This window comes from Nocardiopsis protaetiae, from assembly GCF_045446735.1.
GTDB classification, from domain to species: Bacteria; Actinomycetota; Actinomycetes; order Streptosporangiales; family Streptosporangiaceae; genus Nocardiopsis; species Nocardiopsis protaetiae.
Genome location: NZ_JBJJBV010000204.1, coordinates 1 through 12,191, shown reverse-complemented (window position 1 = coordinate 12,191; position 12,191 = coordinate 1). Strand labels below are relative to the sequence as shown.

Genomic DNA, 12,191 nt, shown 5'->3' with positions numbered 1-12,191 from the left:
CGCGGCGGCGCGGTTCTACAGCCACCCGGGGACCACGAAGAACCCCCAGGTCACCAGGGGTGCCACCACGATCATGCCCATGCCCCACTGCATGAGCCGCCGGAACACGCGATCGCGCTGGTCGGGAGCGCTGTTGGCCACCACGAGCGCCCCGCTGGTGGAGAACGGCGAGGAGTCGACCACTGAGGAGGAGATCGCCAGGGCGATGATCATCCCGACCGCGCCCACCTCGCCGGCCAGCAGGAAGGGCACGGCCAGCGGGATCAGGGCGCCGAGGATGCCGGTGGTGGAGCCGAAGGCGGAGACGGCTCCGCCGATCACGCAGATCAGCAGGGCGGCCAGCAGCGGGACGCCGATGGCGGCCACGCTGCCGCCGAGGAAGTCGATCGTCCCCATGCGTTCCATCAGGCTCACGTAGGTGACGATCCCGCAGATCAGCAGCACGGTGGACCAGGCCACCCGGTCGACGGCGCCCTTGGTGCTCTTGGGGGAGAACACGCTCAGCACGACGGCCACGCTGATCGCCGTGAGGCCCACGTTGAGGTCGAAGACGAGCACGCCGACGCCCAGGGCGAGGATGGCGAGCAGGGTCAGGCCCCGGTCCCGGTCCAGGACGATCGACTCCGGCTCCACGACGACGGCGGCTCCCCCGCCGACGCTGTGCTTGGCCACGGTGGTGGTGCGGGTGCCCGAGCCGCCCGGCGTTCCGGTCGGTGCTCCGCCGGCGGAGGCGGGCGGCGTGCCCGGACCGGCCGCGCCGCCCGCGGCGGACCCGGGGGCGGAGCCGTCGACCCTGCGGCGGCCCAGCAGCTCACGGCCGCCGAACATGAAGAAGACGACCACGCTGAGCAGCAGGTTGAAGATGAACGACGACGCGAAGAGCAGCGGCGGCGAGCCCTCCAGGCCGTTGCGCTCGACGACGCCGTTGGTGATGGTGCCGAAGATGCTGATCGGCGAGAAGCCGCCCGCGCTGCCGCCGTTGATGATCAGCAGGCCCATGAGCAGCGGGTCGATCCGGTAGCGCACGGCGAAGCCCAGGCCGATCGGCGCGACGATCGCGATGGCCGCGGGGACCACCGCGCCCGCGGCGGTCAGGGCGGCGGTGACGCCGAACATCACCCAGGGGATGAGGGCGACGCGTCCGCCGACGGCGCGGACGGCCACCTGGACCAGCCAGTCCACGGTGCCGTTGTTCCTGGCCAGGGCGAACAGGTAGGTGACGCCCACCAGGACGACGAACAGGTCTCCGGGGAAGCCGCCGAACACGTCGTCGGTGCCCTCCCCGGCGACGGTGAGGGCGACGACGAAGGCGGCGAACAGGGCGAGGGCGCCCATGTGGACGGAGGTGACGGTGGCGATGAGGAAGACGAGGACGAGGACGGCGATGGAGATGACTTCTGCAGGCACGTGAACGGCCCCCTGTGAAGGCTCGACGGCGGAGAGTCGGATGTGAGTGGCCTCGAACGGGCTCGGATGCGCCGGCCGTGGGGTCGAGGGAGACCCGGTGGGCGGGGCGGCTGCGGCATCGCTGTGATATTCCGGTATGTGGAATATTAATTTTGCTTAGCAGAAGTATGTCTTCTGGTTTTCGTCTCGTCAACTGGTAGTTGAGATGTGAGTCACAGTAAAGTGGGGATCCGGGGGTCGACAAGGGGGTTGTGGTGGCCGTCGTCGAACTTTTAGGATCCGTTTAGCGGAATCAAGTTTCCGCTATGTGGATGTTCCTTGGGAGGATCACCATGACTGACACCACCGGCCGCCACTTCCTCCAGATCCCCGGCCCCAGCAACGTCCCCGACGAGGTCCTGCGCGCCATGTCCGCGCCGACCATCGACCATCGGGGGCCCGAGTTCAGCGCACTGTTCGGCGAACTCCTGCGCGACCTGCGCCCGGTCTTCGGCACCACCGGACCCGTCATCGTCTACCCCTCCTCGGGCACCGGGGCGTGGGAGGCGGCCCTGGTCAACACGCTCTCCCCGGGCGACCGCGTGCTCGTCTCCGAGACCGGCCACTTCTCCACCCTGTGGACCGAGATGGCGACCAGGCTCGGCCTGAACGCCCAGGTGCTGCCCGGCGACTGGCGGCGCGGGGCCGACCCCGACCGGCTCGCCGAGATCCTCGCCGCCGACACCGGCCACGAGGTCAGGGCCGTGTGCGTCGTGCACAACGAGACCTCCACCGGTGTGGTCAGCCGCATCAGGGAGGTCCGCGAGGCCATCGACGCCGCCGGCCACCCCGCCCTGCTGCTGGTCGACACCATCTCCTCGCTCGGCTCGGTCGACTACCGCCACGACGAGTGGGGCGTCGACGTCACCATCTCCTGCTCGCAGAAGGGCCTCATGCTGCCGCCCGGGCTCGCCTTCAACGCCGTGGGCCCCAAGGCTCTGGAGGCCTCCCGCACCGCCGGCCTGACCAGGTCCTACTGGGACTGGCAGCCGATGCTGGAGGCCAACGAGCGCGGTTTCACCCCCTACACCCCGGCCACCAACCTGCTCTACGGCCTGCGCGAGGCGCTGCGCCTGCTGAACGCGGAAGGGCTCCCCGCCGTCTTCGCCCGGCACGACCGCTACGGCCGGGCCGTCCGCGCCGCCGTCCGGGCCTGGGGACTGGAGGTGCTGTGCGCCGACGAACGCGAGTACTCGGGCGTGCTCACCGGTGTGCTCATGCCCGAGCACCACGACGCCGACCACGTCCGCAAGGTCATCCTCGACCGCTACGACATGTCCCTGGGCGCCGGGCTGAGCCGCCTGGCCGGGCGGGTCTTCCGCATCGGCCACCTGGGCCACACCAACGACCTCACCATCGCCGGGGCGCTGGCCGGGGTGCAGATGGGCCTGGGCCACGCCGGGTTCAAGCCCACGGGCGACGGGCTGGCGGCGGCACTGGAACTGCTGGACGAGCACTGACCCGGCCCCGGACGCACACCGGAGCCGGGCAGGAAAGACGAACGGAGGCCCGATGACCAGCACGACCGACACGACCGCCACCGGCGGGCTCGCGCAGGAGACCGCGGACCTGCTCCGGAAGGAGGGGGTGACCGACGCGCGGTTCGACGACTACTCGCGCCACCTGTTCTCCCGCGACGCCAGCATGTACACCATCACCCCGCTCGGGGTCGTCTTCCCGCGCGACGCCGACGAGGTGGCCGCCGTCACCTCGGTGGCCGCACGCCTGGGCGTCACCCTCACCCCGCGCGGCGCGGGCACCAGCCTGGCCGGCCAGACCGTGGGCGCCGGGCTGGTGGTCGACATGTCCCGCCACATGCGCGCCATCCGCGAACTCGACCCCGAGGCGCGCCGGGCCCGTGTCCAGCCCGGTGTCGTCCAGGACGAGCTGAACGCGGCGGCCGCCCCGCACCGCCTGATGTTCGGCCCCGACACCTCCACCAGCAACCGCGCCACCATCGGCGGGATGATCGGCAACAACTCCGCGGGCAGCGGCTCCCTGCGCTACGGCATGACCATCGACCACGTGCGCACCCTGGACGTGGTCCTGGCCGACGCCTCCCGCACCACCCTGCGGCCGCTCTCGGCGGGCGAGCGCGCCGACCCGGCCGCCCGCCCCGGCCTGGAGGGGGACATCCACCGCGGGCTGGCCCGCATCCTGGCGGAGAACGCCGACGCCATCGCCACCGGGTTCCCCGACTTCTGGCGGCGCGCCTGCGGGTACCGGCTGGACCGGCTCGCCCAGGACCCCGGGTTCGACCTCGCCAAGTTCGTCGTCGGCTCCGAGGGCACGCTGGCACTGGCCACCGAGGCGCTGGTCGACCTCGTCCCCAGACCCGCGCGGACCGTCATCGCCGTCGGCCACTTCACGAGCGTCCCCTCCGCGATCGCCGCCACCGGGGACGCCCTCGCCCTGGACCCGGCCGCGGTGGAGCTGATGGACCGCACCATCCTGGACCTGTCCCGGCAGCGCATCGAGTACGCCTCGCTGGGGAGCATCCTCCAGGGCGACCCCGACGCCCTGCTGTTCGTCTCCTTCACCGGCGACGACGAGGCCGAACTCGTCGACCGGCTGCACCGGCTCACCAAGGCCTGGAAGGCGAACGGCCACGGCTACCACACCCTGGAGGCGGTGACCCCGGCCCAGCAGTCCGCCCTGCTCAAGGTGCGCAAGTCCAGCCTGGGCCTGCTCATGGCGGCGGGCAGCGGCACCCGCCGCCCGCTGGCCTTCGTGGAGGACACCGCCGTCGACCCCGCGCACCTGGTCGAGTACACCACCCGGTTCAAGGAGATCCTGGACCGGCACCAGCTGGAGGCCGGGTTCTACGGGCACTGCTCCGTGGGCTGCCTGCACATCCGCCCCTTCGTGGACCTGGCCGTCCCCGGCGAGGCCGAGCGCATGCGCGCCGTCGCCGAGGAGGTCAGGGACCTGGTCGCCGAGTACGGCGGCGTGAACTCCAGCGAGCACGGCGACGGCCTGGCCCGCAGCGAGTTCAACCGCAAGATCTTCGGCCCCGACCTGTACGCGGCGATGCAGGACGTCAAGCGGGTCTTCGACCCGCAGAACCTGCTCAACCCCGGCAAGATCGTCAACGCGCCCCCGATGACCGACCACCTGCGCGACGCGGCCCTGCCGCCGCCCGCGCCCCTGCGGACCCGGCTGTCCTTCGAGGTCGTGGGCGGCATGCGCGGGGCCGCCGACCGGTGCATGAACATCGGCCTGTGCCGCAAGACCTCCACCGGGGCCATGTGCCCCTCCTACATCGCCACCCGCGACGAGGAGCACGCCACCCGCGGCCGGGCCAACGCCCTGGTCAAGGCGCTGTCCGAACCCGACCCGGCGGCCGCGCTGGGCGACGAGCGCCTGCACGAGGTCCTGGACCTGTGCCTGATGTGCAAGGCGTGCAAGAGCGAGTGCCCGCTCGGCGTGGACATGGCCAAGCTCAAGAGCGAGACCCAGTCCCACTACCACGACGTGCACGGCGTCCCGCTGCGCACGCGCATCTTCGGCTCGGTCCGCACCCTGTACCGCCTGGGGTCGGCCACCGCCCCGCTGAGCGGCCTGCCCGGCCGGTGGCCGGTGCTGCGCCGGCTCATGGAGAGGGCCACCGGCATCACCGCCCGGCGTCCCCTGCCCGCCTTCGAACGCCGGAACCTGGTGCGCTGGTTCCGGCGCAGGAACGCCCCGGCGGGACAGGCGCCGATGGGCGAGCTGACGTTCCTGGCGGACTCCTTCTCCACCTTCACCGAACCGGGGATCGGGCGGGCCGCCATCGAGCTCCTGGAACACGCCGGATGGCGGGTCCGCCTGGAGAGCCGGGGCTGCTGCGGCCGCTCCAGCCTCTCCAAGGGCCTGGTCGACGACGCCAAGGCCAAGGTCGGCGGGCTCGTCGGGCTCCTCAGCGAGGGGACCGCGGCGGGCACCCCCATCGTGGGCTGCGAACCCTCGTGCGTGCTCACCCTCAAGGACGAGGCCGCCTCGATGCTGCCGGGCGACCCCCGGGTCGCCGACGTCGCCGGGCGGGTGCGCCAGGTGGAGGAACTGCTCACCGAGGCCCTGGACGCGGGCCGGATCGCCCTGTCCGCCGACTCCTGGCCCGCGGGGCGGCGTATCCTCTTCCACGGACACTGCCACCAGAAGGCGGAGGTGGGCACCGGCGCCACCATGGAGCTGCTGCGCCGCATCCCCGGCGCCGAGGTCGTCGAACTCGACGCCGGGTGCTGCGGGATGGCCGGATCGTTCGGCTTCGAGGCCGAGCACTACGAGATGTCGATGAAGGTCGGCTCCGACCGGCTCTTCCCCGCGATCGAGGCGGAGGACGAGGACACCGTGGTCGCCGCCACCGGCGTCTCGTGCCGCCAGCAGATCGGGCACGGGACCGAGCGGCGGGCCTGGCACCCCGTGGAACTGGTCGCGGCCGCACTGGCGCCCGGGGGACCCGGGCGGCGGTGATACCGGACGGCGGGGCCCCGACCGGGGCCCCGCGCGATCGAGACGAGGGAGGGACCATGGACCGGTCCACCGCGACCGGCACCGGCGCCGGATCCGGCGACCAGCGCATCGTCAAGCCGCCGAGCATGGTGGACCTGGCCGCCCGCTCCATCCGGAGGATGATCCTCGCCGGGGAGCTGCTGCCCGGGGACCGGGTCGTGGAGAACCGGCTCACGCAGCAGCTGGGGATCAGCAGGCCGCCCCTGCGCGAGGCCCTGCGCCGCCTGGAGCACGAGGGGCTGATCCGCCAGTCCCCGCACCGGGGCGCGGTGGTCACCCCCCTGACCCTGCACGACGTCTACGAGATCATGACCCTGCGCCACCGGCTGGAGCACATGGCCGTCGAACTGGGTGTGCCCGTCACCGACCCCGAACGGCTGGAGCGCTGCCGCAGGGCGCTGCGCCGCATGGAGGCCGCGGCCGACGCCCTGGACGAGGCCGAGCTGTCGGAGTCCAAGTTCGAGTTCCACACCGCCGTCGTCGGCCTGTCGGGCCACCGGCGCCTGGAGGAGGCCTACCGGTCGATCCAGTTGCAGATGCAGCTGTGCATGGTGCTCAACCGGCACGCGCGGGCCCACCGCAACGAGACCGCGGCCAGCAACGTGCTGCGCCACCACCGCCTGCTGGGGGTCATCGAGGAGGGCGACCCGCGGGCCGTGCTCGCGGAGCTGGCCCGGCACGGCGACCAGACCTTCCTCGACGACCTGCCCGGCGACCTGGAGATCGGTAGCGAACAGGCGCTGCGCTGGCTGAAGGCGGCGCAGGCCCGGGGCGGGGACGCCGCCCTCTGAACGGGGTGCCCCGGCCCGGCGGAGGTCAGTCGCCGCAGTGGGCCGGGGCGGTGCCGTCCCCGGTCCCGCGCGGGGCGGCGGAGGGCTCCCGCGGGGGCTCCAGGTACCAGCGCTGGTCGCGGCCCAGGAAGACGCGGACCGGCCACCGCTGGGCCTGGGCGAAGACCTGGATCCGCCAGGTCTCCTCGACGCCGGCGCGGACGCCGTCCACCCGCACGTCGCACAGCGCGCCGAGCTGCTCCGACCGCACCCCGGTCACCTCCATCGGGGCGCCGCCGTCGACCTCCAGCGCGTGCAGGGCGTCGGCGCGGCCGGTGTCCGGGGCGGCCAGCACCCGGACCGCGGCGGCGTCGCCCTGTGCCACCGCCTCGACATAGGCCAGGGCGACCGCCTCCGGGTCGTCCCCGCCCAGGCGCAGGAACGCGGCGGTGAACAGGGAGCAGACCAGGCCCAGGGCGAGGGCCCCGGCCAGGGCGGGCAGCGGCGGGCGGCTTCGTTTCTTCACGCCCCCTTTCTTAGCGTGCGGCGGCTCCGGGGCGCGTCCGGTGACCGGTGGTGGCCGCGGGCGAACCGTTCCGGCGGTGGCAGGCGTTCGACAGGGGTGCCGTACCGTTCCGTACCGGTGGAAAACCCGTGTCGCGGTGTCGGGGGCGGGTTCTACAGTGGTCGTCCATGAGCAGCACCTCACTCCGCGCGGTGGAGATCACCCCCGACAACGTCCGTACGGCGGTCAAGGTCGAGGTCCGGGAGGACCAGAACGCCTTCGTCGCCCCCGTCGTCTTCTCCCTCGCCGAGGCCTACGCCTCCCGGGAGACCGCCTGGCCCCGGCTGATCCTGGACGGGGACCGGCCCGTCGCGTTCATCATGGCCAACTTCGACCCCGACGAGAAGGAACCCGACCACCGCTGCGGCATCTGGCGGCTCAACGTCGCCGCGGGCGAGCAGGGCAAGGGCTACGGCCGCTTCGCCGTGCAGGCCGTCCTGGACGAGGTCCGCCGCCGCGGCCAGAGGCGGGTGACCGTCTCCTGGGTCCCCGGGGAGGGCTCGCCCGAGGAGTTCTACCTCAAACTGGGCTTCCGCAAGACCGGGAAGGTGGACGGGGACGAGCTCGTCGGCGAGCTCTTCCTCGACTGAGCCCCCGATCGGGCCTCACCCCGACACCCGGGCGGCCCCGATGATCTCCGTCAGCCCCTCGGTCGCGTAGTCGTCCACCACCAGAATGCGCTGCTCCCCGAAGTACCAGGAGTCCTGCACGTACAGGGCGTACGGGGCCGCCATGAACTCCCCGGTCCCGAACGGGTCGTCCTCGTAGTCGTGGTCGTGGCAGCCGCCCTCGGCGCTGACGTGCAGGACGGGGGCGCCGTCCACGGTCTCCTCCGCCACGGACCGGGGGTCCTGGGGCACGGCCGTGGGCTCCGCCGGGGTGCTGGGCAGGTGCTTGGGGCACGGGTAGGGCTGGTTGGCGGGGTTGTACTTGAAACCGGGCTCGAAGGCGTCGGCGAACCGGCCGGTCGCCAGCCCGCCCTCCCCGTGCAGCTGCACGTGGGGGCAGTCCGGGTACATCATGCTGCTCCCGTCGGCGATGTCCCGGCACTCGATCGCCGGGTCGGTGCCCAGGATCACCAGGTCGCTGCGGACCGGGTCGGCGTACGCGCTCTCGTAGAGGTGGCCGTCGTAGCGGTGCACCGTCCAGTCGGCGGGCACCTCCAGGGTGAGCGCCCCGAACACCACCTCCTGGGTGCCGGACGCCTGCTCGTCGGCGGCGGGGGAGGGGGACGCGGAGGGCTCGGCCGACGTCGGCAGCACCGGCTCGTCGGCGGCCACCCGCCCGGCGATCCACCCCGCGGTGCCCACCACGGCGATCAGGGCGGCGCCGGCCGCCACCGCCGTCAGGGTGCGCAGCCCGCCGCCGGACGCCTTGGCGGTCGCCGCGCCGTGGCCCGTGGACCCGTGCCCCGCGGTCTCGTAGCCCGCGGTGTCGTGGCCTGTGGACCCGTGGTCGGCGGACGGCTCCCGCGCCTCGGACCCCGGGGCCGCGGACTCGGCCGGAACCCAGTCGCCCACACCCCGCCCCGCGTCCGTGAAGCCCCGCCAGGCCCGCCCGATGAGGGCGCGCAGCCGACGGCGCGGCTCCGTCTCCGTGCCCGGGACCAGGGCCAGCACCGCCGCCATGGCCTGGGCGGCCGTGGGCCGCAGCGCCGGGTCCCGCGACAGCGCCGCCCCCACCACCCCCAGCAGCGGTTCGGGCACCCCGGCCAGGTCCGGTTCCTCCTCGCGGGCGCGCCGCAGCAGCTCGGGCCGGGTGCCCGACCCGAACGGGCCGCGCCCGGTCGCCGCGTACACCACCAGCCCGCCCCAGGCGTACACGTCGGAGCGGTCGGTGGCCGCCGCCCCCGACAGGCGTTCGGGCGCCACCCACCCGGCGGTGCCCAGCACCTGCTTCTCGGGGGAGGTGTCCCACCGGTCCCGGGCGATCCCGAAGTCCAGCATCCGCGGACCGGCCGGGGACAGGATCACGTTGGCGGGCTTGACGTCGCGGTGCAGCACCCCGGCGGCGTGCACCGCCGCCAGCGCCTCGGCGGTACCGGCCGCGAACGCCGCCAGCGCCTCACCCGAGAGCACCCCCCGTTCGGCCACGTGCTCCTTGAGGGTGCGGCCTGGCACGAAATCGGTGGCCATCCACGGGGTGGACGCCCCCGGGTCGGCGCCGTGGAACGCGGGCGCGCAGTCGGCGTCCACCCGCGCCAGCAGGGCCGCCTCGTGGGCGAACCGCTCCCGGAAGTCGGGGTCCCCGGCGTGCGCGGGCAGGATCACCTTGACGGCGATGCGCTCCCCCCGCGGCCCCAGCGCGCCGTACACCACGCCCATGCCGCCCGCGCCGATCCGCCCGACCAGGGGGAAGGGGCCCACCACCAACGGGTCGTCCGCCCGCAGCGGGGAGAACCCGCCGGGCAGCACCGCACCAACGACCATCCGTGACCTCCCAGCGCTCCGACCCCAGGTCAGCGTGGCACCGGGGCCCGGGCGCCACAAGGGGAACGCCGGGGCGGCGGTGGCCGCATCCGGCCACCGCCGCCCCGGTTCACCGCGGGCCCGACTCACCGCGGGCTCGGCCATCGGCCCCGGCTCACCGCCGCCCCGGTCATTGCAGGCTCTGGCCCAGACCGCCGTCCACCGCCAGCTCCACCCCGGTCGTGAAGGTCGCCTCGAAACCGAGGAACAGCACCGCCCGCGCCACCTCGGCGATCGTGCCGTGCCGCTTCATCGGGGTGGCCTCGTCGCCGATCCGCTCCATCTCGGCCTTCTCGGCCTCGGTGGCGTGGGTGAACCCGCCCGAGGGGGTGTGGATGAACCCCGGCGCCACCGTGTTCACCCGGATCCCGCGCGGCAGCAGCTCCGAGGCGAGCACCCGGGAGAACGCCCCCAGGGCGGCCTTGGTGCCGCTGTACACGCCCATGCCCGCCGAACCCGTCAGGTTGGTGACCGAGGTCGTGAACACGATCGACCCGCCGTCGGCCAGCAGCGGCAGCAGCCGCTGCACGGTGAAGAACGCGCCCTTGGCGTTGACCGAGAACATCCAGTCGTAGGACTCCTCGCTGGCCTCGGCCACCGGGGCGAACCCGGACACACCCACGTTGACGTGCAGGAAGTCGATGCCGCCCAGGTGTTCGCGCACGCTGTCGGCCAGGGCGCCGGTGTCGGCGAGGTCGGCGGCGTTGGCCCGCACGGCCAGGACGTCGGGGCCGAGCCTGCCGCGCACCGCCTCCAGGTTCTCGTCGTTGTTGCCGGTGAGCACCACCCGCGCCCCGCCGGCCAGCAGCTCCTCGACCACGCCCAGGCCCATGCCGTGCGTGCCGCCGACGACCACGGCCCGGCGGCCCTCGTAGACGCCCATGTCGTCCCCGTTCCCTCGCGGGGCGGCCGGTCGCCGCCCTCGGTGGGACCACGGTGCCCGCGGCCGCCACGGGTGTCCTACGGGAACGCTACGGTGAGCCAATGGACGTGGGGGTGCTGGGTCCGCTGGAGGTCCGGACCGGGGACGGGAGCCCCGTCGCCGTCCCCGACACCCGGGTCCGCGCCCTGCTGGTGCTGCTGGCGCTGGCCCGCGGCCGGGTGGTGCCCGCCGACCGGCTGATCGCCGACCTGTGGGGCGACCGGCCGCCCGCCCGGCCCGCCGCGGTGCTCCAGGCCCGCGTCTCCCAGCTGCGCGGAGCCCTGGAACGCGCCGAGCCCGGCGGGCGCGCCCTGGTCCGCCACCGGCCGCCCGGCTACCTGCTGCACGGCGCCGGCCTGGACCTGGACCGGTTCGAGGAGCTGCTCGACCGGGCCCGCGGGGCCGCCCCGCGCGAGCGCGCCGACCTGCTCACCCGGGCCCTGGACCTGTGGCGGGGGCCGGCCGCCGCCGGGTTCACCGACCTGGACGGGGTCCGCGAGGACGCCGCCCGGCTCCAGGAGCGGCGGCTGACCGCGCTGGAGGACCTCGCCGAGGCCCGCCTGGACCTGGGCGACCACGCCGGGCTGGCCGACACCCTGGCGGGCCCGGCCGGCGAGAACCCCTACCGGGAGCGGCTGCACGCCGCCCACCTGCGCGCCCTGTACGCCGCCGGGCGCCAGGGCGAGGCGCTCGCCCGTTACGAGGAGCTGCGCGCCCGGCTGGCCGACGACCTGGGGGTGGACCCCGGGCCGGAGCTGACCGCCCTGCACCGCGCGGTCCTGCTCCAGGACCCGGCCCTGAAGCGGGAGCCCGCCGGGAACCTGCCCGCCCCCGCCGCCGACCTGGTGGGGCGCGACACCGAGGTCGCGGCCGTGCGCGGCCTGCTGGAGGGGCACCGCCTGGTGACCGTCACCGGGCCCGGCGGGGTGGGCAAGACCAGCCTGGCCCTGGCGGCGGCCCGCGGCACCGCCGCCGATTCCGCGCTGCCGCTGGACCTGGCCGCCCTGGACCGGGACCCGTGCACGGCCCTGGCCACCGCCCTGGGCGTGCGCGACGGGGAGGGGGACCTCACCGACCGGACCGCCGCCCTGCTGCGCGGCCGCCGCGCCCTGCTGGTGGTGGACAACTGCGAGCACCTGGTGGAGGAGGTCGCCGAGCTGGCCGCCCGGCTGCTCGCCGCCGTCCCCGACCTGAGGATCCTGGCCACCTCCCAGGTGCCGCTGGCGGTGGCGGGCGAGTACCTGTACCCGCTGGCGCCGCTGGACCCGCCGGCCGACGACACCCCGGCCGCGCTGGCCGCCTCCCCGGCGGCCCGGCTGTTCCTGGCCCGCGCCGAGGCCGCGGGCGCCCGCCCCGGCACCGACCCGGAGACCGTCGCGGCCGTCGCCGCGATCTGCCGCCGCCTGGACGGCATCCCGCTGGCCCTGGAACTGGCCGCCACCCGCCTGCGCCACCTTCGGGCCGCCGACCTGGCCGCCCGCCTGGACGACCGGTTCGCCCTGCTGGGCGGCGGCCGCCGCGACGCACCC

9 protein-coding genes are annotated in these 12,191 nt (G+C 74.3%); 5 read left to right on the top strand and 4 right to left on the bottom strand.

What is annotated here, in order from left to right:
* Window positions 1-15 precede the first annotated feature (15 nt).
* Entirely contained in the window at window positions 16-1,407 is a 1,392-nt protein-coding gene (locus ACJOT3_RS25495) for an SLC13 family permease (protein ID WP_406975640.1), read from the bottom strand.
* A gap of 332 nt (window positions 1,408-1,739) precedes the next feature.
* Here ACJOT3_RS25495 and ACJOT3_RS25490 point away from each other — a divergent pair, with 332 nt between their 5' ends.
* The 3 genes from ACJOT3_RS25490 to ACJOT3_RS25480 are packed head-to-tail and all read left to right on the top strand — an operon-like array spanning window position 1,740 to window position 6,728.
* Entirely contained in the window at window positions 1,740-2,906 is a 1,167-nt protein-coding gene (locus tag ACJOT3_RS25490) for a pyridoxal-phosphate-dependent aminotransferase family protein (RefSeq protein WP_406975639.1), read from the top strand.
* Between the two features lie 52 nt (window positions 2,907-2,958).
* Window positions 2,959-5,898, top strand: a complete 2,940-nt coding sequence (locus ACJOT3_RS25485; protein ID WP_406975638.1) for an FAD-binding and (Fe-S)-binding domain-containing protein — start codon at window positions 2,959-2,961, stop codon at window positions 5,896-5,898.
* A 56-nt stretch (window positions 5,899-5,954) separates the two neighbouring features.
* Window positions 5,955-6,728 carry a GntR family transcriptional regulator gene (locus ACJOT3_RS25480; RefSeq protein ID WP_406975637.1) on the top strand — a complete coding sequence of 258 codons (774 nt, stop codon included), beginning with the start codon at window positions 5,955-5,957 and terminating at the stop codon, window positions 6,726-6,728.
* A 25-nt stretch (window positions 6,729-6,753) separates the two neighbouring features.
* Here the strand turns inward: ACJOT3_RS25480 and ACJOT3_RS25475 are convergent, their stop codons facing one another.
* Complete coding sequence (locus tag ACJOT3_RS25475) at window positions 6,754-7,233, bottom strand: hypothetical protein (RefSeq protein WP_406975636.1); 480 nt, start codon at window positions 7,231-7,233, stop codon at window positions 6,754-6,756.
* A gap of 167 nt (window positions 7,234-7,400) precedes the next feature.
* Here ACJOT3_RS25475 and ACJOT3_RS25470 point away from each other — a divergent pair, with 167 nt between their 5' ends.
* The gene (locus tag ACJOT3_RS25470) at window positions 7,401-7,862 is read left to right on the top strand and encodes a GNAT family N-acetyltransferase (RefSeq protein WP_406975635.1); all 462 of its coding nucleotides are present in this window, start codon (window positions 7,401-7,403) and stop codon (window positions 7,860-7,862) included.
* Between the two features lie 15 nt (window positions 7,863-7,877).
* Here the strand turns inward: ACJOT3_RS25470 and ACJOT3_RS25465 are convergent, their stop codons facing one another.
* Window positions 7,878-9,701 carry a serine/threonine protein kinase gene (locus ACJOT3_RS25465; RefSeq protein WP_406975634.1) on the bottom strand — a complete coding sequence of 608 codons (1,824 nt, stop codon included), beginning with the start codon at window positions 9,699-9,701 and terminating at the stop codon, window positions 7,878-7,880.
* Between the two features lie 169 nt (window positions 9,702-9,870).
* Window positions 9,871-10,623: an SDR family oxidoreductase gene (locus tag ACJOT3_RS25460; RefSeq protein WP_406975633.1), complete on the bottom strand. Its 753-nt coding sequence runs from the start codon at window positions 10,621-10,623 to the stop codon at window positions 9,871-9,873.
* 101 nt (window positions 10,624-10,724) lie between these two features.
* On the opposite strand from ACJOT3_RS25460, the gene ACJOT3_RS25455 reads away from it, so the two are divergent.
* The coding region (locus tag ACJOT3_RS25455) for an AfsR/SARP family transcriptional regulator (protein WP_406975632.1) at window positions 10,725-12,191 on the top strand (1,467 nt) is incomplete at its 3' end.